Source organism: Thermogemmatispora aurantia, assembly GCF_008974285.1.
GTDB classification, from domain to species: Bacteria; Chloroflexota; Ktedonobacteria; order Ktedonobacterales; family Ktedonobacteraceae; genus Thermogemmatispora; species Thermogemmatispora aurantia.
The window spans coordinates 97,095-120,179 of sequence record NZ_BKZV01000001.1 but is presented as its reverse complement, the minus strand read 5'-3'; the positions used below and the strand labels follow the sequence as shown (position 1 = coordinate 120,179).

General features: G+C 59.6%; 14 protein-coding genes. 5 read left to right on the top strand and 9 right to left on the bottom strand.

Annotated features, from left to right (window positions below; all coding sequences use genetic code 11):
• Positions 1 to 44 precede the first annotated feature (44 nt).
• Together pruA and KTAU_RS00465 are read right to left on the bottom strand one after the other, a co-directional pair.
• The gene (gene pruA, locus KTAU_RS00470) at positions 45 to 1,625 is read right to left on the bottom strand and encodes an L-glutamate gamma-semialdehyde dehydrogenase (RefSeq protein ID WP_151726546.1); all 1,581 of its coding nucleotides are present in this window, start codon (positions 1,623 to 1,625) and stop codon (positions 45 to 47) included.
• 145 nt (positions 1,626 to 1,770) lie between these two features.
• Positions 1,771 to 3,024, bottom strand: coding sequence for an MFS transporter (locus tag KTAU_RS00465; RefSeq protein ID WP_151726545.1), 1,254 nt, complete (start codon positions 3,022 to 3,024; stop codon positions 1,771 to 1,773).
• A gap of 204 nt (positions 3,025 to 3,228) precedes the next feature.
• Here KTAU_RS00465 and KTAU_RS00460 point away from each other — a divergent pair, with 204 nt between their 5' ends.
• The 4 genes from KTAU_RS00460 to KTAU_RS00445 all read left to right on the top strand — a co-directional run bounded on the left by KTAU_RS00460 (position 3,229) and on the right by KTAU_RS00445 (position 8,499).
• Positions 3,229 to 4,200 (top strand): hypothetical protein, encoded by a 972-nt coding sequence (locus KTAU_RS00460; protein WP_151726544.1) that lies wholly within the window; start codon positions 3,229 to 3,231, stop codon positions 4,198 to 4,200.
• A gap of 167 nt (positions 4,201 to 4,367) precedes the next feature.
• Positions 4,368 to 4,847 (top strand): GatB/YqeY domain-containing protein, encoded by a 480-nt coding sequence (locus tag KTAU_RS00455; RefSeq protein ID WP_112427558.1) that lies wholly within the window; start codon positions 4,368 to 4,370, stop codon positions 4,845 to 4,847.
• 294 nt (positions 4,848 to 5,141) lie between these two features.
• Entirely contained in the window at positions 5,142 to 7,547 is a 2,406-nt protein-coding gene (cysS, locus tag KTAU_RS00450) for a cysteine--tRNA ligase (protein WP_170292949.1), read from the top strand.
• A 289-nt stretch (positions 7,548 to 7,836) separates the two neighbouring features.
• Positions 7,837 to 8,499 carry an LON peptidase substrate-binding domain-containing protein gene (locus KTAU_RS00445; protein ID WP_112427553.1) on the top strand — a complete coding sequence of 221 codons (663 nt, stop codon included), beginning with the start codon at positions 7,837 to 7,839 and terminating at the stop codon, positions 8,497 to 8,499.
• Here the strand turns inward: KTAU_RS00445 and KTAU_RS00440 are convergent.
• The 3 genes from KTAU_RS00440 to fusA all read right to left on the bottom strand — a co-directional run bounded on the left by KTAU_RS00440 (position 8,496) and on the right by fusA (position 12,875).
• A complete protein-coding gene (locus KTAU_RS00440; protein ID WP_151726542.1) occupies positions 8,496 to 9,332 on the bottom strand; it encodes a hypothetical protein in 837 nt (278 codons plus the stop codon). The two genes, KTAU_RS00445 and KTAU_RS00440, sit on opposite strands and share 4 nt — an antisense overlap.
• A 324-nt stretch (positions 9,333 to 9,656) precedes the next feature.
• Positions 9,657 to 10,604 carry an alpha/beta hydrolase gene (locus KTAU_RS00435; RefSeq protein WP_151726541.1) on the bottom strand — a complete coding sequence of 316 codons (948 nt, stop codon included), beginning with the start codon at positions 10,602 to 10,604 and terminating at the stop codon, positions 9,657 to 9,659.
• Between the two features lie 213 nt (positions 10,605 to 10,817).
• Positions 10,818 to 12,875, bottom strand: coding sequence for an elongation factor G (gene fusA / locus KTAU_RS00430; protein ID WP_151726540.1), 2,058 nt, complete (start codon positions 12,873 to 12,875; stop codon positions 10,818 to 10,820).
• Positions 12,876 to 13,717: 842 nt separating this feature from the next.
• Between fusA and glyA the strand changes: the two genes are divergently transcribed.
• Positions 13,718 to 15,010 (top strand): serine hydroxymethyltransferase, encoded by a 1,293-nt coding sequence (glyA, locus tag KTAU_RS00425; RefSeq protein WP_151726539.1) that lies wholly within the window; start codon positions 13,718 to 13,720, stop codon positions 15,008 to 15,010.
• A gap of 167 nt (positions 15,011 to 15,177) precedes the next feature.
• On the opposite strand, the gene ligA is transcribed toward glyA, so the two are convergent.
• From ligA to KTAU_RS21835, 4 genes are all read right to left on the bottom strand, one after another.
• Positions 15,178 to 17,274: an NAD-dependent DNA ligase LigA gene (gene ligA / locus KTAU_RS00420; protein WP_151726538.1), complete on the bottom strand. Its 2,097-nt coding sequence runs from the start codon at positions 17,272 to 17,274 to the stop codon at positions 15,178 to 15,180.
• A gap of 622 nt (positions 17,275 to 17,896) precedes the next feature.
• Positions 17,897 to 18,970: a phospholipase D-like domain-containing protein gene (locus KTAU_RS00415; protein ID WP_151726537.1), complete on the bottom strand. Its 1,074-nt coding sequence runs from the start codon at positions 18,968 to 18,970 to the stop codon at positions 17,897 to 17,899.
• A gap of 334 nt (positions 18,971 to 19,304) precedes the next feature.
• Positions 19,305 to 20,951, bottom strand: a complete 1,647-nt coding sequence (locus KTAU_RS00410; protein WP_151726536.1) for a putative manganese-dependent inorganic diphosphatase — start codon at positions 20,949 to 20,951, stop codon at positions 19,305 to 19,307.
• Position 20,952: 1 nt separating this feature from the next.
• Positions 20,953 to 22,818 (bottom strand): M28 family peptidase, encoded by a 1,866-nt coding sequence (locus tag KTAU_RS21835; RefSeq protein WP_151726535.1) that lies wholly within the window; start codon positions 22,816 to 22,818, stop codon positions 20,953 to 20,955.
• Positions 22,819 to 23,085 lie beyond the last annotated feature (267 nt).

Sequence of the window (23,085 nt, the reverse complement as noted above, 5' to 3'; positions counted from 1 at the left end):
GCAACAAGCTGCTCTTGCTTGGACTCACTCGCCTGGCGGGCGAGCTAGAGCTTCTTGACCGAGATTGCCTTAGCCTGCGTAAACAGCAGGAGATAGTCGCGACCCCCGGCTTTGGAGTCCGTGCCTGACATGTTGAAGCCTCCGAAGGGGTGCACGCCGACCAAGGCTCCCGTGCACTTGCGGTTAAAGTAGAGATTGCCAACGTGGAACTCTTCTTTGGCCCGCTGGATGCGCTCAGGGTCGCGCGTATAGACTGAACCCGTGAGGCCGTACTCGGTATCGTTAGCGATACGCAAGGCGTCACTGAAGTCCTTCGCCCGGATGAAGGCCAGCACAGGCCCGAAAATCTCCTCCTGGGCGATGCGGGCGTGGGGGTCGACGTCAGCGAAGATGGTCGGCTCGATATAATAGCCCGGGCCGTGATAACCACCGCCCAGGACAAGGCGCCCCTCGCCTTTGCCGATCTCAATGTAGTCGGTGATCTTTTTGAAGGCGTTGGCGTCGATCACTGGCCCCATGAAGGTTTCAGGGCGCGTGACGTCGCCGATGCTGAGCTGTCTGGTCTTCTCTACCACCTTCTGCAGAACCTGGTCATAGACGCTCTCGACAATGATGGCGCGCGAGCAGGCTGAGCATTTCTGGCCCTGGAAGCCGAAAGCGGAGGTAACAATGCCGTTAGCGGCAGCCTCCAGGTCGGCGGTTTCGTCGACGACGATCGCATCTTTACCGCCCATCTCCAGGATAGTGCGCTTGATCCAGCGCTGGCCCGGCTGGGTCTTGGCCGCCAACTCGTTGATGCGCAGGCCGACATCGCGCGAGCCGGTGAAGGCGATGAAACGCGTCAGGGGATGGGAGACCAGGGCGTCGCCAATGCTGGAGCCAGCTCCCGTCAGGAAGTTGACAACGCCCGCTGGCAGGCCGATGTCTTCAAGGATGCGTACAAATTGGGCCGCAATAGTAGGCGAGGCGCTCGATGGTTTGAGAACCACGGTGTTGCCTGCCACAAAGGAGGCGCTGGTCATACCAACCATGATAGCGCCGGGGAAGTTCCAGGGTGGAATGACGGCACCGACGCCCAGCGGAATGTAGACAAGTTCATTATCTTCGTCTGGAATACGGACAAGCGGCTGTTCTTCGGCCAGGCGCAGCATCTCGCGGGCGTAGAACTCCAGGAAGTCGATGGCCTCGGCGGTGTCGGCATCGGCCTCGGTCCAGCTCTTGGCCACCTCGTAGATCATCCAGGCGTTGAAGAGAAAGCGACGCTCGCGCAGGCGGTCGGCGGCGGCAAAGAGATAGTTGGCGCGCTCGTGGGCTGGAACGCGCTTCCACTGCTCAAAAGCCTCGGCGGCGACGCGCACGGCCTGGTCAACCTGGTCTAACGTGGCGCGCGAGAAATAGCCGATGACCTGGTCAGGCTGAGCTGGGTTGACAGAAGCGAAGGTCTCAGAGTTCTGGATATGCTGGCCGCCAATGATCAGCGGATAGGTACGGCCTAGCTCGCTGCGCACCTGAGCCAGGGCCTCTTCTTGGGCCCGACGATTCTCAGGACGCGAGAAGTCTGTCAGCGGCTCGTTTCTAAAGGGAGTCCGCGCACGCTCTAAAACGTGCTCTGCGGTTATGGTCATGATCGGTCACACTCCTTCGTGTTCTCAACGGGTACTTTCCCCTTTATTGTATCCCACGGAGTGGCCCGCCTGGTAGGGAAAGGGCCAGCTCTGCCGGCAGACCGCTGGCTGGTTGGCTCGATTGCTGACCGTCTGCTCGACCGGCTCAGCAAAGAACGAGGTCACTGGCGATTGCAATCAGAATGGTGCCAAGGCAGAGGAGCGCGACACCAGGCCAGCCGCCGTGCAGGAGGGCAATGCCAGGCAGGACCGCCCCCAGACTGCCACCGAAGTAGTAGCAGGAGAGGTAAAGGGAAGCGGCTGTCCCTTTGGCTTTGTGGGCTTGTTCACCGAGATAGAGATTGACAGCGGGAATAGTACAAAACATGCCAAGGGCTAGTAGACCAAGACCTGTGATGACAAGAGGTAGTAGAGGGATCAGAGTAACCAGGAGACCGCAACCAGCCAGGCTCATGCTGACAGCAATGGCGCGCCGTGAGCCAACACGTCCCGCCAGGCTGCCCGCGATGGGCGAGCAGAGGCCAGTTAGCCAGAGCAGATAGACCAGACCAAGCTGGACCGTTGAGAGACCGAAGTGCGGTCCGCTGAGGTAGTAGGGTAAATAGGTGAAGGTGCCAACGAAGCCAAAGAAGAGGGTGAAGCCGATGATGAAGGCTCCCACCAGATGCTGATTATGCAGATGGAACCAGATATCGCTGAGCGATTGACGCAGGACGTTGCCCTCTGACTGATCACTGACGCTGTCGGAGATCGCCGTCCGCTGACGCCGGTGGAGCAGATGAGGAGCCTGCTGGGACTGCGGGCCCTGGCTGTCGGGCAGGAAGCGCCACATGGCGAGTGCGGCGATCAGGGTCGGCAGGCTGAAAGAGAAGAGGGCGACCTGCCAGCTGGTGGCTGCAGTCAGGGCGGCGCTCCCGAGGCGAGCAAAGAGACCACCGAGCGTCTGCCCGCTGACATAGACACCCATTGCCAGGCCACGCTCGCGCCCTCTAAACTCGTCATTGACATAGGAGATGGCTACACTGGTCAATCCCGGCATGAGCAAGCCCTGCAGGGCGCGCAGACAAAGTAGAATAGTAAAATTAGGTGCGAAGGCGCATAGCAGCGTCGGCAGGGTAATGAGAAGACTGCTGCCTACCATGACGACTTTGCGCCCGATGCGGTCGGAGAGCGGTCCATAGAAGAGCGAGCCAATCGCGACCGCCAGGACAATAATGGAAATGGTCAGGCCCGCGGTGGGCGCATCGACTCTGAAAGCCCGGCTCAGCACAGGCAAGATAGCCTGGGTGGTGTACATGTTAGCAAAGACGAAGGCAGGACCTAAGAAAAGGGCTATCAGGGCTCCAATGCGGATGTTTTTCTGCTCCGGATGAGAAGAGAAAGAGGTCGTGCTAGACATGAACGGGAAGACCTTTCCAGACACAAGAGACTGCCAGAAAAGAGATGGATGTCTCTATTATAGCCTCGTGAGGGCTGGCTAACCAACCAGGTCGGGGACCACGGCTTTTAGGCATCTGGACTGTCTTGCTGTTATGGTCAGGACGCTGCCGACGTTTGTGACCCTTGCCAGTGTCAACTATGATAGGAAAAGCGAGGAAACCATATGGACATCTATCGCGCCCTGGGACTGGATATACCGATCCTCCATCTCTGTGTCCGCCTGCTCGCTCGGGAGGGGGAGGCCGAACTTTTGCCGTTGCTCACTGCGCTCCGTGAACGCTGCGCGGCGGTTGCTGCACGCTTGCAGGAGTGGACTGAGGAGCAGTGCGCGCGCTATGCGGAGGAGGCCGCGCTGCGCCTTCAGCGTCTGGGCTTCCTTGCTGCCGCCGCTCAGCCATCCCAGGTTGCAGCCGCCTTGCAGCGTGAGCTGCGTCATCTGGCCACACGCTTAGGCTCGACTGGCCTTTTCCCTCTTGAAGGACCAGCGCTAGTCGTCTGCACTGTCCCGGAGCTGGGGCCGGCGTTGGCTGCCAGTGAGCTAGCGCCAGCATTACAAACCGCCAGAACCAGGCTGGAGGACTGGCGACGCTGGCGACCCGGGCATCAGCTCTACGAGCTGTGGTTTCTCTTGCGTGGCTCCTGCGCCTTCGATCTGCTCAATCAGTTCATTACAGACTGGCCAGCTTCCTTGCGCGGCGATCAGGGGCCGGCAGCAGAGGAAGAGCTGCCTGCGCCTGCCTCTGCCGGGCTATCCTCCGTGGCCAGTGGCGCGCTTGTCTATCATCTCGTTTACCAACTCGGCAATGATCTGCTTAGTGGCGCGGCGCCAGAGTTGGGGACGCAAACGCTCTCGCTCTCCTTCTCTGCGGGTGATCTTTCGTATAGTACTCTGAGGTATGAGGTGATGGCCTTGCTGGAGCAGCTGGCCGAGCAGCCTTTCCTGCGCCACGCCTCGTTTTGGCAGCGTGATCCCTGGCCGGGAGAGGCGGGCGCGGCTTTTCTGCTACGCCTGCGTTTGCCTGCGGGAGAGGTGGCGCTGCGGCAGATTGGAGAGGCGCTGAGGGCGGCCAGCCCCAGTGGATGGGAACAGCTGTTGCGCGGGGGCCTGCTGTTCACTGGACGGCGCCTCTTCTAAGCAATGGGTAGCCGGGTTGGTCCAGGTGTGGGGCCGATGCTGTAGGGCGTAGGCCTGGCAGGTCCTGCTGGTGTGCGCATCGCCCGGCTGACTCGACAGCACTGGTGCCAAAGGCTATACTGGAGATCACCATCAGAATTGCCGAGAGGATAGGAGGAATATGTAACATGGCGCAGACGCGTGAGGAGTTCCCTATCGAGAAACAACTGCGGAAAGATATTCAGGAAGCTCAGCGAGCGAGAGATCAGCTCAGGGTTGATACGCTGCGTATGGTACTGGGGGCTATCCACAATCTGGAAGTTGCACGCACCGATCGCAAGCATCCTGAGTACGGGAAGCCACTGACCGAAGCTGACTGCTATCAGGTGCTAGAGCGCGAGATCAAGATGCGTGATCAGGCCATTCCTCTCTACGAAAAGGGAGGTCGCAGTGATCTGGTCGAGAAAGCCCAGCGCGAAAAGGCCCTCCTGCAATCCTATCTTCAGGCTGCCCAGCTCAGCGACGAGGAGATCCGTGCTGTAGTGGCCCGTCTCATTGAGGAGCAGGGGCGCGATTTCCGCAAAGTCATGCCGCTGGCGGCTCGTGAACTGAAAGGGAAGGCCCCAGGCGCCAGGGTTCAGCAGATAGTCAAAGAGATGACCGCCTGAGTCTGGACTCCACCTGTGCACGAGCGTTACTGGCGAGGAGGGAGACGGCTGCACGTCAACACACTGGCGGGACTGCCCTGTCTCCTCGCCTGGTCGAGGCCGCCGAGCTGGGAGTATAATTCCGTGTGGGAAAAAAAGGGACATGGGGCGGGTCAGTAGCAGTCGGCGCCAGAGACGGCGGTTGAGCCGAGCCACATGGGCGCTCGCTCGGGCGAGGACTGGCAGAGGAGAGGCTGTCACGGAGAGCCGTTCGTCGTTGTTCTGTTTGACGCATGCTGGGAGCGTGACGAGGCGATGAGAATCTATAACACACTCACGCGGCGCGTCGAGGAAATTGTCCCGTTGGAGCCTGGCAAGATCAAAATGTACTCCTGTGGTCCGACCGTCTACCGCTATATCCACATCGGTAACCTGCGTACCTTCACAATGGCCGACTGGCTCCGTCGTACCCTGGAGTACCTCGGCTACGAGGTCTTCCATGTGAAAAATATCACTGATGTCGGGCACATGCGTCATGAGCTGTTGGACCGTGGCGAGGATAAGATCCAGGCCCAGGCCCGCAAGGAAGGGAAGACCTCTGCCGAGATCGCGCGCTTTTACACTGAAGCCTTTCATCGTGACGAGGCCAAGCTCAACATTCTGCCGGCCCATGTCTTCCCGCGGGCCAGTGAGCACATTCCCGAGATGATCCAGGTCATCGAGGAGCTGCTGCGCAAAGGCTTTGCTTACGAGGTTCGTGGCTACGTCTATTTTGACATCCAGCGCTTTCCCGGCTATGGCAAGCTTTCGCGCAATCTACTGGAGTATATGCAGATTGGCATTCACGAGGGCAGCGATGCTGACCGGCGCCATCCCGAGGATTTCCCGCTCTGGAAACCTGCCGAGCCAGGGCGTGACATGGCCTGGGATAGCCCTTGGGGGCGTGGCTTCCCCGGCTGGCACATCGAATGCTCAGCCATGTCCATGAAGTATCTGGGACCCCACTTCGATATCCACACCGGCGGGGTGGACAATATCTTTCCACATCACGAGGATGAGATCGCCCAGAGCGAAGCCTACAGTGGTCAGCCCTTTGTCAACTACTGGGTTCATGCCCAGCACCTGCTTGCCGACGGGCAGAAGATGGCCAAGTCGGTCAGCAACGACTATACCTGCGCTGAAATTGAGGCGCGCGGTTTCGATCCACTGGCCCTGCGCTATCTCTACACCACTGCCCTCTATCGTAGCCGTCTCAACTTCACCTTCCGCGCTCTAGAAGCGGCCCAGATCGCTCTGGAGCGCTTGCGCGAGCGTGCCTATGATCTCTGGCTGCGAGCTGATCAGGAGCGTGCGCTCAGGTCGCTGGAGGATGAAGAACAGCCGTGGCGTCTGGCTTTCCGCCGTGAGCTGGAGAATGATCTCAATATCCCTCGGGCGATGGCGGTGCTCTCGGCCATGCTGCGCGCTCCTGAGCTGGATGCCACCAGGAAGCTGCAGCTACTGCTCGATTTCGACCGTGTGCTCGGTTTCGACATCAAATCTTATCTTATGAGTGAAAAGCCACGCCAGCGCCGTGAGCCGCAGCACTCACAGCATCTTTTGCCGGCAGAGCTGGCGGCGCTTGTGCGTGAGCGGGAGGCCTTGCGTCGGCAGAGAGACTACGAGGGCGCTGATGCCTTGCGGCTCCGTTTACTCCAGCGGGGCTGGAAAGTAAGTGACCTGCCCGAAGGGACGCTGGTTCGGCCCCGGCGCCTCAGCGAAGAGTTCCCGGTGCTCTCGCGCTGGCAGGATGCTCCTGATGCCACACAGCTGCCATCGCGCTATGCCTTCTCGCTCAATCTGCTGGCGCGCAATAACTACAAGGACCTTGAGCGTTGCCTTGACAGCATCTGTCGCCATGCTAACGGGCACAGCCTGGAAGTTGTCGTGATCGAGAATGGATCAACCGATGAGACCCTTCCTTTTCTACGGGAGCTGGCCCGACGCGCGGAGCTGGTCGGAGCCAACGGCGAGCAGCTTGCTCTGCGTGTGCTCTTCGCCGACCATAACCTGGGCTTCGCCGCGGCGCGCAATGCAACCATGCGTGCCAGCCAGGGAGCGATCATTGTCTGGCTGGACACCTCGGTTGAGATCCAGGGCGATATCTGGACGCCCCTGGAGCAAACGCTGGCCGATCCGCAGATAGGAGTGACCGGTCCCTTCGGCCTGATTACTGAGGATCTGCGTGAATTTCGCGAAGAGAGTGGCCCCGAGGTGGATGCCATTGAGGGGTACCTGTTTGCCTTTCGCCGCGCCTTGCTTAACGAGGTCGGCTGGCTCGATGAAAAGTTCCGTTTCTATCGCCTGGCCGACGTCCACTACAGTTTCTTCTTCAAGGCCGCTGGCTATCGCGTCGTAGTCTGTCCCGAGGTCGCAGCCCGTCTTATCAGGCATCCGCATCGCGAGTGGTACAGCCTGACGGAGGAAGAGCGGCGTACCAAGAGCAAGAAGAATTATGATGTCTTTCGCGCGCGCTGGCATCATGGGCAGAGCCTGCTGGTGGCGTATTGCAATCCGGCCCATCGTTGGTACGGGCATGATCATCCCTATCATCTCGAAGGCACTCATAGTCACGGACCTGGCGAGCTACCGCCGCCGGGAGTCATGCACAGCCACGAGCATCAGCACTGGCCTGACCATGCTCATAGCCATCCTCATCTCCATGCTGTTCAAACGGTCTGAAGCGCCTCTTCACCACGGTCAGAGCGGACCAGCCAATGGCCTCGCCTGGCCTGGTTCCGTCGGCGGAGGTATCCTCGACAAGCTGCATCGACCTGACCAGGGTCTCTCTTCGGCGCCTGAGAGCGAGGTACTCAGGCCGGCGGGCCAGGGCTGCCTGGGATGCGATCGAGGCAAGGCCCCTGTCTATCCCAATCAGCAGGCACAGATGCGGATGCGCCGGCAGAAGCGAGCGAATACACCCATGATCCTGTAAGAAAGCCGAAAGCCCGTGCGCTAAGGAGAAGATCCCGTGGAGAGAATCGTCGAGGTCCCACTCTTCCCGTTGCAGCTGGTCCTCTTCCCGACCGCGGTGGTGCCGCTGCATATCTTTGAGCGGCGCTATCGCCTGATGGTCGCTCGCTGTCTTGAGGAGAAGTCTCCCTTTGGCATCGTCCTGATGCGTCCCGAGAGTCGTCATCTTCAGGAAGTACCCTACAGCGTAGGCACGCTAGCCGAGATTCTGCAAGTTGAGCGTCTAGAAGACGGGCGCTACAATCTCATTGCCATTGGCAGCGAGCGCTTCCGCATTCGCCAGCTCAAGCATCAGCAACCCTATCTTTCGGGTGTGGTTGAGCTGTATCGCGATGCGCGTGAACCAGCCAATCTGATCAGGCCTTACGCCGAGCGGGCCCTTGATCTCTTCAGCAGCTATCTAGAAATCCTGCTGGAGGCGCGCAGCCTACCAGAGATCAAAGAGCATCTTCCGACCGATCCAGAGGAACTTTCCTATCTCATTGCCTATCTGCTCGATCTGCAGGATGAGCAGAAACAACACTTGCTGGAACTGACCTCGACGCGACAGCGTCTGGCAGAGGAGAACGAGATTTTGAGACGTGAGGTTCCCTTTGCCCTGCAGGTACTGCAGCGTAACGCCCATTTGCAAACTCATCCAGACCGCAGCTTCTTGAATTAACGCGATGAGGAAGAAGGGGCGTGCCCATTGGTAGGCGGGAGCGTTAGCTGTATCAGCCCTTGTTCCTGCAAGCGCTGGAGAGAGGCATAGACCTCAGCGGGTGTGCGCCGGGTCAGCTGTGCCAGATCGCCAAGCGTGCGCCGACCATTGATGAGGAGAAAGACGATTCGATCATAACGCGGAACGGCGGTGGCAGCATATTCCTTGCCGAGAGCGGTCAGGCTGGGTACGACGGTTTCCGGCGGCAGCGGACCGGACGGCTGGTTGGGCTTGACAGCTGGCAGCACCAGCGAGTCGCCGAAACGCGGGGTCAGGCGCCCGTTTTGGGGCTGCGCCTGGCTTGGAACCTGGACATGAGTCTGCCCTGCGCTGGACGGGCGCGCCTGGGTGGGTGGGCTACCCATGCCGCCATGCTGACCCTGTAGCGAGATCGTCTGACGGGCACTGCTCCGACCTCTAACAGTGGGCAAAGGTCCACTTTGGAGCGAGAGAGGTGGCCAGGTTGGCCGCCGCGGGCCCTCACCAGTGGGAGCACCCTCCTGCGGCTCCGGCTGGCCTGGGGCGGGCAGCTGCAAAAGCGGCTCGGCGGATTGAAAAGTAAAACGAATTTCTCCCCATGAATTTAGCCAGGCTAGCACAGCCTCGCTGGCCTCCTGCTGCTGGCGGTTCCAGACAACCAGCGTTGGTTGCCCCCGCTCAACCGTGATATACACTTCCTCGGGCGGCGCGCCCCGTGCTCGTTGAATAGTTAGCAGACCGCTGGGCCGGTAGATCCTGAGCTGCTTGAGCACTTCCGCGAGCGAAGGCGCGGAAAAAACCGGTCTGGAAGGCATACGGCCACCTCACTGAGCTCTGGTGCAGGCCCCCTGCTCTCGTCCTTAAGAAGGAACACGATCTGTTCGTTGTCTCTGGAATTGTACGTATCCTGGTGTCCGCTGTCAAGTCCGCAGAGCTGCCTCCTTCGCTAGAACGCCGCTCAGTCCAAATCCTCGCATTCTGCCGCCTGCCTTCAAGGGGAAAAATAGAATCACGATTGAAAGCCTCTTAAAAGAGAACGATCGACTTTTAAATAATCAGTAAGCATATCAATGCATCGTGGTCACCGTTGCCGGCGAGTTTCCTGCCAGGACCTTCCGGCAACGGTACTGGTCCGTCTGCTACTGTGGAGCTGGAGGAACGAAGTGCGCCAGGAATGCGGGCAGCTCTTCGGAGAAGGTCGGTGGGTAGAAGTGACCCAAGCCGGAATAGAGTTTCACCTCGCAGGTCAGGCCGGCGGCGCGCAGGCGCTCGATGGCTGCCAGGGTGGTGGGAGCGCACTGGTCATGCTCACCGAGCAGCACGAAGCCCAGGCGCACCTGGCAGGCATCTTGAGGAAGCAGGGTCTGGCTCGCCTCCAGGGTTGGGCAGATAGCAATGAAGCCGATGGCGGGGATACGCCCCTCCAGCGCCAGACGCAAAGCGATGCGTGCACCACGCGAGAAGCCGGCCAGGACCACATGTTGGGGATCAATACGTTTCCAGCGCTGCTGTCGTTCCCAATGGGTGCAGATCTCATCCATTGCGCGGGCCTCATCATTCCAGCTAGCCAGGCCATAACCGACCAGCTGCGAAGAACAAGGCAGGGCCACTTGCCAGCGATGCGCCGTGATTGGCTGCCAGTACTCGAGCTCGGCCAGTGGGCTACTCTGATTCCCGTGGAGCACGAACAGTGTTGGATAGGGGGGTGGGACCAGGTTGTCAGGCTCCAGCACTAGAATTCCCGGATGTGAGCTAGTCTGGGCCTCGGCGTAGCGTTCCTGGCAGATCTTTTCCAGGGCAGCGAAAGCTGGTAGTGAACGTAGAGGAGCGAGATCCTCATCCTCCAACTGCGCTGGTCCAAACCACAGTCCCTGGCCAATGGCCTCTTCCAGAATCGCCAGTGCCTCCTCGGGGCTTCCCAGGCGCAGCGTGAGGATGGCACGCCATAATACTAGGGTGGGCCAATGTTCGGGGAAAAAAGGAAGCGCTTCCTCAACCAGATCCCGAGCGCGGGCATAGTCCCGCTGGCGGTACAGCTCCAACACCTGGGATCGCAGCCAGCCGAAAGACCTCTCGTGCAGAGACATTGCAACTCCTTTCACCGAGCCCAGCTACTCAAACTCAACCGTAACAGAAAGGAAAGCGGGGCACCGTCCTATCCTGACGGATCAGCCATTGACCTCTGGGGGTAGCTCTCCGCTCGTCTTGGGAAGACGGTGCCCCATCCTGCAATCGAATGACAGCGATATTGAGGGAGTCATCTGCCTTGCTCGCCTCTCTCGCGAACCAGGCAGCGAGAATCAGGCTGGCTCTCCCTTCTCTTTCTTGTAGCGCGCGATCAGCTCCTGCTGGATCTGAGGGGGGACCTCCTCGTATTGATAGAACTCCATCGTAAAGGTACCACGGCCCTGAGTGAGGGAGCGCAGGTCTGTCGCGTAATGAAGCATTTCCGCCTGGGGAACTTGAGCGACGATCTTCTGCATACCGTTGCCAAGGGACTCCATGCCCAGCACTCGCCCGCGCTTTGTATTGATATCGCTCATCACGTCGCCCATCGTCTGCTCGGGCACAATCACTGTCACGTTCATCACCGGCTCCAGGATCGTGGGATTGGCCTGGGGCACGGCCTCCTGCATACAGATCGAAGCAGCGATCTCGAACGACTGGGCGGAGGAATCGACCGGGTGATATTTCCCATCGACCAGGGCCACCTTAACGTAGACCATCGGATTGCCGGAGATGAAGCCTCGCTTCAACGACTCGCGCACGCCCTTCTCGACGCCGGGGACGAACTGGCTTGGAACCACGCCACCCACAATACGGTCTTCGAAGATGAAGGTATCGGGTCCCCCGATGGGCAGCGGCTCAATCTCCAACCAGACATCGCCAAACTGACCGTGACCGCCGGTCTGGCGCTTGTGTCGTCCATTCGCGCGCGCCTTCCGGCGAATCGTCTCGCGGTAGGCGATATGGATATCGCGCACCTCCAGGTCGATGCCAAAGCGCCGCTTAATCATATCGACCGCGACCTGGATATGTGTCTCGCCCATGCCCGAGATGCGGGTTTCGCCTGTCTCTGGATCGCGCGTTACCCGGAGCGTGTGATCCTCCTCTACTAGGCGTGTCAGAGCATTGCTCATCTTATCGAGATCGGCCTTGCTCTTGGGGAAGACCGCCACTGTAAAGCACGGCTCAGGGAATTGGATTGGCTCCAGCGCCGTAGCAACCTCTTTACTTCCCACCAGCGTATCGCCTGTATGCGTATTGGTCAGCTTGGCCACACCACCAATGTCGCCGGCGGCAATCTCTGACGTGCTCTCCTGCGCCTTGCCGCGAGGAATGATCAACTGACCGATGCGCTCCTCGGCGTGCGTTTGCACATTGAAGACATGACTATCGGCCTTCAGCGTGCCGCTGTAAACGCGGAAGAGCGAGATTGTACCGACCTGAGCGGCTGCGGTCTTAAAAACAAAGAGAGCCGGCGTCTCGCCCAGGGCACGAACCTCATCAGAAAGTGCCTCGGCGGCGCTCGGCAGATAGTCGAGAAGCGCATCGAGTGCGGTCTGCACCCCGATATTCTTTAGCGCGGACGCACACACCACGGGCACCAACTCGCCGCTTACCGTCCCCTGACGCACCAGCGTACGCAGCTCCTCCTCGCTCAGCTCCTCGCCTTCGAGGAACTTATCCATCAGAGCCTCATCGTTCTCGACCGCCGATTCAATCAACTGCTCGCGGAAAGCAGAGACCTGATCCTGGAGGTCGGGAGGAACAGGAACCTCCTGAACCTTATTACCGCCCTCGAAGGTGAAGCCACGGCGAGAGACCAGGTCGATCACTCCCTTGAAGTTCGATTGGCTTCCGATGGGGATCTGCAGGGGAACTACCCTGAGACCGAAGCGCGCCCGCAGTGCCTCCAGTGTCTGCTCGAAAGAAGTGTTCTCGCGGTCCAGCTTGTTGACCAGGATCATACGCGGCAGCCGGCGCTCATCGGCGTACTGCCAGGTGAGTTCGGTGCCGACTTCGACCCCTTTCTCCGCCGTCGTCACGATTAAAGCCGCATCGGCCACACGCAGCGCTGCTTTCACTTCACCTACGAAGTCTGGGTAACCCGGCGTGTCGATCAGATTCAGCTTCTGGCCCCGCCATTCTACCGGCACCGGCTTGGTGTGGAGGGACATGCCTCGCTTCAACTCCTCCGGGTCGTAATCGACCGCCGACGTCCGCTCATCCACTTTCCCCTGCCTGGTCACAGCTCCGCTGTCATAGAGCGCGGCATCCACCAGCGACGTCTTGCCCGCTCCTACATGCGAGATCAGCGCTACATTGCGAATCTGTTCTGCCGTGTAGACCTTCATGAAAACGTTGCGGCAGAACCCCTACCAGGATCGCTCCTGGCTGCGAGGTGCAGAATGCCGCCCCTCCTTTCCATGCGTATTACGTTCTTTTGCAAGCGCAGACGCGACGCTTCTCCTTTCTATGGTGGTAGTATAACAGGATCGCCATCTTTGTTCAATGCTGTTTGAAGACGATCGGGGTTCACTTTCTCTCATCTTTTGTTCAGCTTATTGCAGCAATACGCACTCGGAGCCATATCTGAATGACACGGCGGGTGCTGTGCAGCCTGACCAGAGGCCATTGCCATTTACAGATGCTGGAGGCCATGCTACACTAAACCCACCAGCGTTGCGCACGATCAGCTCAGGTCAGTCAGCAGTCAGCCATAGTTGCCATTGCTCGCTTGCTTGCTCAGCCACTCAGAGGGGAAGGCGCACCATACTCGAACGGGCCGAACGTGATGCACCCGATATTCAGGCGTAACGTGTGCGGTATGAACAGGTAGGGGTCTGGTGGTTAGGCTCCGTGTAACCTCTGGCCCCCTTCACCTCTCCCTCGCTAGCGGCTAGCCGCTGCAGGCTCCCGGCTGATCCGCTGCGCCGCCACTTGCCCCGCCTGGCTCTTCTGGCTGGTACTGTCCCTGGCCAGCGGTCGCTCTGGTGATCGCCACGGCTCCGGCAGGCCAAAACCCGGGAACCGAGCCACGGCGCTCTTGCTGTCGCGCTTGCCGTATTTCTTTTAATGCTTGCTTGAACGCTCGGCACGTCTGCTCTTCGTCGGTCAGTCGATCAGGCAGGCAGAGTGACTGTCTGATTGGCTGGCGGCCAGACGCTAAACTGCCTGTGCGGGAGGAGGAATACTGATGACGGTTGATATCAGTGACATTGAGGCCATTCTTGCCAGGCAAGAGGACTGGCGCCAGAGGCAGTGCATTAATCTGATTGCCAGTGAGAATACCCCTAGCCCGGCGGTGCGTCGCGTCCAGCTTTCTGATTTCATGGGGCGCTATGCGGAAGGCCATCCTAATGAGGGCGAGCGTATCAATCGCTACTATCAGGGAACGCGCTACATCGACGAAATCGAGCGTATGGCGCGGGATGAGATTCGCGAACTCTTTGGGGCTAAGCAGGCGGATGTACGCCCAATCAGCGGCAATGCAGCCAATACGGCGATCGCGCTCGGCTTCCTGCGCGGCGGGGATACGATCGTAGTCAACTCGACCGATGCGGGGGGGCATATCAGCCACGGGGCCGTGGGTGTCTTCGGGCGACGCATTCAGACGCGGGGGCAGTCTTTGAAAGTGGGCGGGTCTCAGTCCATCAATCTCCACTACCTGCCTCTCACCGAGGATCGCTATCATGTCGATGCGCAGAAGACGATTGAATTGATCGACCGGGTGAATCCGCAGATTGTTGTCATGGGCAAGAGCCTCTTCCTCTTCCCCGAGCCGGTGGCGGAGGTAGCGGCCTTCTGCAAGACCAGGGATATTCCGGTGCTCTACGATGGGGCTCATGTGCTCGGTCTGATCGCCGGTGGCCAGTTCCAGTCACCGCTGCAGGAGGGTGCCACCTGGATGACCGGCAGCACCCACAAGACCTTTCCCGGTCCGCAGCGCGGGGTAATCCTGGCGAATATGGATGAGGAGACAGCGAAGAAGTACTGGCCGCCTGCCGATCGCGGAGTCTTCCCTGGCTCTTCGAGCAACCATCATCTCTTCTCACTGCCGGCCCTGCTGGTGGCGACCCGTGAGATGAAGCGCTACGGGCGCGAGTATGCGGCCCAGATTGTGCGCAATGCACAGGCGTTGGGCCAGGCCCTTGATGAGCTGGGCACGCCGGTGGAGGCGCGCGAGTTTGGCTACACGCGCAGCCACATGATTGCGGTCAATGTCGCGAACTGGGGGGGTGGTGTGGAGGTAGCCAGGCGTCTGGAAGCCAACGACATCATCGTGAACTATAATATGCTGCCCGGCGATGCTGATCCGCGCAATCCCTCGGGCCTGCGTATTGGAGTGCAGGAGATGACGCGCTTCGGCATGGATGAGCGCGCAATGGGAGAACTCGCTCAGCTGATCCACGATGCCATCCGCGGCAAGCAGGTGCGTGAGGCTGTTCATCAACTGCGTGCTCGCTATCTGGAGATGCACTACGTCTGAGTCCGAACCACAGCTGACCCCACCGTCAGGGGTCAGCTGGGCTGAGGGGGTAGAAAGGAGGGGCGACTCACGAGAGCGTCTGTGCTCCGGGCTGCTCCCTCCACTCTCTCTGGCCCGGTGGGACCAGTCTGCTGTTCCTCTTGCCAGGCTGGTCCCCTGCCCGGGTTTCAGATGCCTGATGAGCTAATGTCGACGCCGTGCTGGCGCAGCAGGTCAAGGAACCACTGTTCGTCGTGAATCTGTACGCCGGCGCGGCGGGCTTTCTCTAGCTTAGAGCCAGGGTCTTCGCCCACAATGAGGTGGGTCAACGAGCGGGTGACGTTGCTGGCGACGGTACCGCCGAGCTGGCGCACCGCCTCCTCGGCCTGTGAGCGTGTCAGGTGGGCCAGTTTGCCGGTGAAGAGGAAGGACTGGCCGGCCAGCGGTCCGCCTGGCCGTTCTTCGATGGTCATGTTGACGCCAGCCTGGCGGAGGCGCTCAATAAGCTGGCGATTCTTCTCCTGCTGGAGCCAGGTATAGAGGCTGTGAGCGCTCTTCGGTCCCACACCGGGAATGGCCATGATCTCTTCTTCGCTGGCCGTCAGCAGGCGATCCATTGAACCGAAGTGCTCGGTAATCAGCTGGGCTGTCTTTTCGCCAATGTAGCGAATGTTGAGGCCGAAGAGCAGGCGCCAGAAAGGACGCTTCTTGCTCGCCTCGATGGCTTTGAGCATATTGTCGGCGCTCTTCTCCTTGACCCCCTCCAGCTTGAGCAACTGCTCTCGCGTCAGATCGTAGAAGTCGGCCACGGTTTTAATATAGCCGGCTTTAACCAGTTGCTCGCATTGCTTCTCGCCGATTGTCTCCAGGTCCATTGCCCCTTTGGAGGCGAAGTGGATGACGCTTTCCAGCAGGCGCGCCGGACAGTCCGTGTTGGGGCAATAGGCAATGGCCTCGTCCGGCAGACGCATGATGGGCGTCTCACAGACGGGGCAGCGTTCGATCGGGGTGTAGGGGCGTTCTTCGCCGGTGCGCCGCTCGACGATGGGCTTGACTACCTGGGGAATAACCTCGCCAGCGCGCTGTACAATGACCCAGTCGCCGATGCGCAGGTCTTTGCGGAGGATGTCTTGTTCGTTGTGCAGGGTGGCCCGCGAGACTGTCACGCCGCGGATGTTGACCGGCTCCAGCACAGCCCAGGGATTGACTGAGCCGGTACGCCCGATGTTGATACGGATGTCTAGCAGGCGTGTGGCGACCTGGATGGGAGGATATTTGAAGGCGATGGCCCAGCGCGGCTCTCGTCCAACATAGCCCAGCTCCTGCTGTTGGGCGAGATCGTTGATCTTGATGACAACCCCATCAATTTCGTAGGGCAGCTCGAAACGCTTCTGCTCCCATTCACGACAATACTGCAGCACTTCGTCAAGATCCCGCGCCCGCCGATTGTGGGGGTTGACTGGAAAGCCCCATTCGGCGATCAGCTGTAGAGCCTCCCAGTGCGTGCTCAGATTGCGACCCTCGATATAGCCGATCTGGTAGCCGAAGAAGTCGAGGTTGCGCTCAGCGGTGATACGTGGGTCTTTCTGACGGAGCGAACCGGCGGCGGCGTTGCGCGGGTTGGCAAAGAGTTTCTCGCGGGTAAGCGAGGCGTTGAGCTTCTCAAAGCTCTCGATAGTCATGTAGATCTCGCCACGTACCTCGACCCGCGGCGGCGGATTGGCGTCACGCAGGCGCTGAGGAATGCTGCGAATGGTGCGCACGTTGGGGGTCCAATCCTCGCCGACGAGACCGTCGCCTCGGGTGGCACCCACGGTCAGCCTCCCCTGTTCGTAGGTCAGAGCCATAGCCAGCCCGTCGATCTTCAGCTCGCAGACATATTCAAAGGTGGCGTTGGGCAGGATGTTCTGCGCACGCCGGTGCCAGGCCTGTAGCTCTTCTTCGCTGCGCGCGTTGGCCAGACTCAGCATGGGAACAGGATGGCGATGCTGCCGCACTTCAGGGAGCGGCGCCGCCCCAACGCGCTGCGTTGGCGAGTCAGGCGTCTGTAGCTCAGGATGCTCTTCCTCGATGCGTCGCAGCTCCTGCATCAATTGATCATATTCTGCGTCGGTCAGCGTGGGGTTGTCGAGCACGTAATACTGGTAATTGGCTTCTTCTATGCGACGGCGCAGCTCTGCCACGCGAGCAGCTAGCTCCTCGCTCTCGCTTGCTCTGCTGCTTGCTTCCTGGCTCGGCTCGACGCCGGTCTGTTCATGCTCGCGCTCAAACGACTGATCGGCCATCAGGTTGCCTCCCCGAAAAAGAATCTCCCTGACTGAAATACCTCCCCACTTATCTTGTTCTTTTGAGAAGGGCCAGGAAAGGAAGAGTCTGTTCTGTCTCTGTTTGTCAGTCAGTCAGTCAGTCAGTCAGTCAGTCAGCCTGTCTGTCACTGGTCACTCCTGGTCGGAGAGGAGCGCTCTCTGTCAGGAGTGGTCAGGTTTATGACGAGGCTGGGGCTGAGCGTGTGAATGCTTACCCATCTGCCCCATCGGTTCTACTGATCGCTCAAGTCCTGTGGTTTGGCCTGCGCTGCTGTCAGCTCTACGGAAGGACTGGGAACGACAGAACATGCTTTCCTATCGTATCACATGGTAGCAACGGGGAGAGAGAAGCAGGAACGACGCGACGTCAGCCTGGTACTATCAAGCCGGGCCAGGCTGAGCGAGAAGCCTGGCGAACTAGCTACTCCGCTGTGTGAGTCCTCCGGGCATACCGCTCAAGGCTGGTTTGGCTCGCTCGTGCTGACCCGGTCCAGGCTGTTTGTGCCCGTCGTCTCAGGGGCGGTCTAGAGAAAGGACCGGCCTTCTTGCTGAACCGCCTAGCGGCAGGCGGCTCAAGATGCGGTCGAGGCCTATGGGTTTTTCAGACGCTGCGTGAACTGTCCCAGTCCTCGGAAAAGGTCTGCTGGAGCACGCTGAGAATGTGTTGATCGGAGAGCACGATACCCAGCTCGCGATTGTGATCAAGCGATTGGCTTGAGAAGTTCTCGGAGCCAACAAAAGCCTTCTCACCGTCGACGATCATCAGTTTGGCGTGCATATAGAGCTGCTTATCCTCACGTACCTGGGCTCCGCCGCGTTTGATGGCCATAATACCGCTGTGGTTGCTATCGGAGGAACTGCTCTGGTAGGGTAGGATGACCTGCACCGTAACGCCGCGTTGGGCCGCGGCAGCCAGGTCCTGCTCAATGGTGTCGTCGATCAGCTCCTCTGCTTCAATGAGCAGTGATTTTTGCGCGCCTTTGATGAGCGATTCAAGGACGCTGCGCGAGTTGATAGGGCTGACGACGAGATTTGGATCGCTGAGAGAGACCTGCGTGCGGTTCCAATCGGCTTCGAAGATATCGCTAACGGCTTTGACATCTGCGGGATTGGTATCGACGATCCCATATTCGCGGTTTTTGGTGCTGCCGATGCCGAGAGCGGCGTTTGTCAGGTTACAGGTCATGATATAGGCCGTGGTGCCATCGATAATCATGCCTTTCTCGTGGGTCAGCGCGAAAGCTGGGCTGGTCGCTTTGACTTTGACCCCCGCCGCGCTCAGGCGGTCCATCGTTTCGGTCGGTGAGAGCGAGCCGCCGCCGTAGGGGTGAGTCTCCAGCATCACGCGCACATCGAGGCCGCGGTTGGCCGCCTCCTCAAGGGAGTTGATGACATTACGGTTAGTTAACAGGTAGAGTTCCAGCCAGACCGAGTGGTGGGCCCCGCTGATAGCGTTGGTGATGACCCTTTCGCCGGCATCTGGCTCAACAAAAACTTGCAGCCCTTGCTGGGCTCCATTGCTGAGAACGGCGGTCGGCGAGGCTAGCAGGGTACTCCCGCCAGCGGTAATCTCAACGTTACAGGCGCTCAGGGACAAGAGGAGGCAGAAGAGCACGGGGAAGAGGCCCTTCTGCCAGCGAGAAGCAGTGCGTTCGGCGTACCTTTTCATCCTCATCGAAGCGACTCCGTGATCGTTAGAATGGAGAGGGTAAATGGCCTCTCCAGCCTCATCATATCTTCTGCAGACTAGAGGCGAGCAGCGCAAGAGCAGTACTCTCTAGATAAGCACGTCTTGGGGGCCAAAGGCGCGTCAGAAGCAGTCATCGTCAAAGGCGGGCTTGACGCAGGGCGATGAGCCGACCGGGACGTTGCCAGTCTTGGGGATAAGCGCAGGTCACAGTGAGACCAGACCGGAAAGCGTGGGCCTGCGCAGTGTTGCCGGCCTTGTCTTCCTCCGCCGGTCTGGTCTGTAGCGGTTGGCTTCGGCTTCCTCTCTGGCCAGGGCAGCGCTACGATCGAACACGCTCCTGGAGCAGGCTCCGAATACGACCCAGCAGGGGAACCAGTTGTTTCTTGCGTGAGACCAGCCCCTCGACCTCGATAGTGTGACCGTCCGACCCGAGCGGCGCTCCGAGCGCTGTGGCCACCGCCTGCTCGCCACCGTGGATTAGCAAGCGGCAGCGCATGTTGATAATGTCAACAATCATGAAGAGGAAGACGCTATAGTTACGCTCCTGAGAGAGCTGGCGCATGGTCTCCAGCAGCTCTGCACTGCGCTGCTCGATTACCGAGGGGGTGGCGGTCTCGACGGTGCCGATAGCGAAGCGCAGACCGTTGACGGTATACTCCTTGAAATCGGCGGTGAGCAGAGCCTCGGGGCTGCGCTCGTTCAAGTCGGAGGCCGCCGCGGCAAAGATAGCCTGGCCATAGGATTCAAGATCCTCGCCCGTGATCTCAGCCAGCTCGGCAGCTACCTGCTCATCGCGCTCCGTCGTCGTGGGTGAGCGTAGAATCAGTGTATCATAGAGCAGTCCGGCGAGCAGCAGGCCGGCGGCTTCGCGCGAGATAGGCACTCCAGCCTCGTGATAGAGACTGACAATAATGGTGCCCGTACAGCCGACCGGCTCGGCCCGGAACATGATGGGCTTGCTGGTGTGAACATCGGCAATGCGATGGTGATCGATAATGGCCAGCAGCTCTGCCTCTTCGATGCCATCCACAGCCTGCGCACGTTCATTGTGGTCGACGAGCACAATGCGACGTGGACGGGCATTGAGCATGTCGGTCCGCGAGAGATAACCGACCAGACGCCCTTCATCGTCCAACACTGGCAGCGAGCGATGGCGTGCCAGCAGCGGCTGTATCTCGCTCATCAGGTCTTCCGGCCTGCAGGAGTCGAAGTCACGGTTCATGATCTCGCTGGTCTTCATACTCAGATTGATGAGGCGGACGGCGGTGAAGGTGTGATAAGCGGTGCTGATGACGAGCACACCGTGTTTGCGCGCTGCAGCCAGCGTGCGCTCGGAGACGAGCAAGTCGCCGGTGATGACCAGGGCAGCAGCTCCGGCCTCGATGGCAGCCAGTTGAGCATCCTCGCGGTCCCCCAGGACAACCAGACAACCCGGCTCAAGATATTCGCGCATGGTGGCTGCCTGCATGGCGCCGACCAGGATGCGGTTGCCCAGCTTGCGCCGTCCCTCGACGAGCACGCGCCCGTGAAGGACGCGTACCAGGTTATCCCGCTCCAGCGGGACACGGTTGACCGCTTGTGGATCGAGATCCTTGAAAAAGAGCTTGGCCAGGTCTTCAATGGCGATAATTCCCCGAACGCGACCCTCGTCGTCGATCACAGGCATGGCGCGCCGGTTGTGCTCCTGTAGCAGGCGCCCGGCTTCCAGCAGGGGCTGATCAACGTGGATACTGATGACGCCGCGCCTCATGACGTCGCGTACCTGCAGATAGACGTCCTCCAGGGCCTCTGGTGGCTCCACTCCGTAGCGCTCTAACACAAAACGCACTTCTGGTTTGATAGTGCCGTGTCGAGCGGGAATAGCCTCTTCTCCCTGAGCTTGTAGCAGGCGCGCATAAGCGTAGGCCGAGGCGATCGAGTCGAGATCTGACTGTTTATGTCCAATAACGTAGATTGGCTGTGCCATGCTAGCTGCTTCCTCCAGGCCCGTGCTCCCTCGTGGCGTGAGCACTGGCGTTCTGCCGGTCGTTGCGTTGGCTGCGAGAGATGAACAGTAGTACGCCTATCAGTATAACAAAAAGCAGTGCCAGGCCGATAGCCACGCCGAGGGCGAGCGCCACAGGATGAGCTGTGCCGGCTGGGGGGACTGCTGTGATAGCGGTAGCCTGGGCGACAGTGGTGACGCGGTCGCTGAGCCGGTTATTCGGGGTGGGCAGAGTGATGCCGGGGTTACCGGGCGGCATGCCGTTGTTGAGGAAACGCACGTAAGGATTAGGGTAACTTGGAGACTGCTGCCCCACAACAAGCGTCTGGCTAATGAGGCGTTGGGCGCCATTGGCAGCCGTCACTGTAAGTCTGAGCTGATACTCGCCGGCCCGATGATAGACGTGGCTGACGCGTTGGCCCTGAGCGCTCTCACCGTCGCCGAAATCCCAATGGTAGCTGAACCTGCCTGTCGGTAAGCTGGAGCCAGGCAGGAAAGCGGCCTGAGCCTCAACGGTCAGTGGCAGACCTGGTCTCGCTCTGCCGAGATCGTTGATAGCTGTGAGCGGGCGACCGTCAGGAGGGACGGCTCCCAGGATCGCGGGCTGGTTGAGCAGCCAGGTCGTGAGCATGGCGGGCAGGGTCAGAGCTAAGGTCAAAGCCTGTGACTGCTGTGAGCTGCCGTCGGCGAAGGTATTCATCAGCTGAATCGTGTCTTCCGGCTGGTCAAAGGGGTAACCAGGCATGGCGGCTGTGCTGTAATAACTGGAGTTGCCGACCAGAGTGGCACAGGCGACCCCTGCCAGCGTGAACGGCACCTGATCGCTGCTGCCAAGCCGGTCATCCTCACGGATCACGTCTTGCTGCTGATCAGGAGTAAAGATCGGCTCAAAGATATCCTGTTGCTGTCGTCCGTGATAGGAGAGCATCTGAAAGCCTTCTTCATAAAGCTCAGCAAAGACAGCAGGAACAGCCTGGTCCATCAGATTCCGGAGTTGACTGATACGTTGGCGTTGCCCTGCTGTAAGTGCATTCTGTTGTGGGTAGAGCTTAGTGCTCGTCAAGGGGGAGAGATCGACATAGAGAGGAAAAACAGGATTAGCAGCCTGACCGAGGTAGCGCACAGGATAGGCGATGCCGCTCTGCTCCTCGTTAAACATGGCAACAATATTCCCCAGATCGGCGTTCATGGTCTCGTTGACGGCATGGAACGAGCCATAGAGGCCCTGCTCCTCGGCATCGAAGAGGACAAAGCGTAGCGTGCGAGCTGGATAGAGCTGATGCGCACGCCAGTAGCTGGCTAACCCGCGGGCGATGCCCAGTTCGATGGCGCAGCCGCTGGCGTCGTCGTAGGCCGACTGGGTTGAGAAGGCCATGCCATCGTAGTGGCAGCCAATGATGATGATCTGCTCAGGGTGTTTGATGCCGGGGACGCTGACCTCAACATTGAAGGCAGGCACGAGCGCCGGGCGATTAAGCCAGCCCCGGATAGCAAAGGGGTCGCGCCGGACTTGGGGATCAAAGCCACCCAGGTTGCGCAGCATTTCCTCGCTCCAGTAGGCAGCAAACTCGTCGTGACCGTTGACAGTGGGCGGCAGATTGCGATCGTAACCGGCTTCGCGCCGCAGAAAATGGGTGGCCATATAGAAAAGCTGCTGGTAGATATAGTTGCCATCTACTGTCGGAAAACTGGCCACCCCAGGGCTGTGCCCGCTGGCGCTGGCCGACGGCGATTTGAAGTAGCCGGGCCATAGCGAACTGATCAGCAATAAGGACAGGAGGAGCCGTTGAACGAGTGTCGCCTTGCGCGCTGTTGGCTGCCATAAGCATGTCTTGCCTGGTAATAGCATGAGCTTCCTCCATATGAGAGTTGCCTGTGTACCTGCAAACAAACCCCCTCCAGGGGCTTTGGCGGCTCAACTCCATAGTGCTCTAAGACAACGCAAAGCGCACCTCAGATATGAGGGGCCGTGGTGGACAGGAACAATCTTTTCTTCTCCCCTGGCTTGTAGCAGATGACTGGTGGCAGAAAAAGGCGCCTGGCTCTTGTCTCCCACTCCTAAAAAAGACGATTCGCTGCCTCTTTCTTGGTGGTGGCCATTTTGGGGGAGGAGCGC

Coding starts and splice junctions, on each gene's coding strand:
- pruA (WP_151726546.1), bottom strand. CDS start 1,625: ATGACCATAACCGCAGAGCACGTTTTAGAGCGTGCGCGGACTCCCTTT.
- KTAU_RS00465 (WP_151726545.1), bottom strand. CDS start 3,024: ATGTCTAGCACGACCTCTTTCTCTTCTCATCCGGAGCAGAAAAACATC.
- KTAU_RS00460 (WP_151726544.1), top strand. CDS start 3,229: ATGGACATCTATCGCGCCCTGGGACTGGATATACCGATCCTCCATCTC.
- KTAU_RS00455 (WP_112427558.1), top strand. CDS start 4,368: ATGGCGCAGACGCGTGAGGAGTTCCCTATCGAGAAACAACTGCGGAAA.
- cysS (WP_170292949.1), top strand. CDS start 5,142: ATGAGAATCTATAACACACTCACGCGGCGCGTCGAGGAAATTGTCCCG.
- KTAU_RS00440 (WP_151726542.1), bottom strand. CDS start 9,332: ATGCCTTCCAGACCGGTTTTTTCCGCGCCTTCGCTCGCGGAAGTGCTC.
- KTAU_RS00435 (WP_151726541.1), bottom strand. CDS start 10,604: ATGTCTCTGCACGAGAGGTCTTTCGGCTGGCTGCGATCCCAGGTGTTG.
- fusA (WP_151726540.1), bottom strand. CDS start 12,875: ATGAAGGTCTACACGGCAGAACAGATTCGCAATGTAGCGCTGATCTCG.
- glyA (WP_151726539.1), top strand. CDS start 13,718: ATGACGGTTGATATCAGTGACATTGAGGCCATTCTTGCCAGGCAAGAG.
- ligA (WP_151726538.1), bottom strand. CDS start 17,274: ATGGCCGATCAGTCGTTTGAGCGCGAGCATGAACAGACCGGCGTCGAG.
- KTAU_RS00415 (WP_151726537.1), bottom strand. CDS start 18,970: ATGAGGATGAAAAGGTACGCCGAACGCACTGCTTCTCGCTGGCAGAAG.
- KTAU_RS00410 (WP_151726536.1), bottom strand. CDS start 20,951: ATGGCACAGCCAATCTACGTTATTGGACATAAACAGTCAGATCTCGAC.
- KTAU_RS21835 (WP_151726535.1), bottom strand. CDS start 22,818: ATGCTATTACCAGGCAAGACATGCTTATGGCAGCCAACAGCGCGCAAG.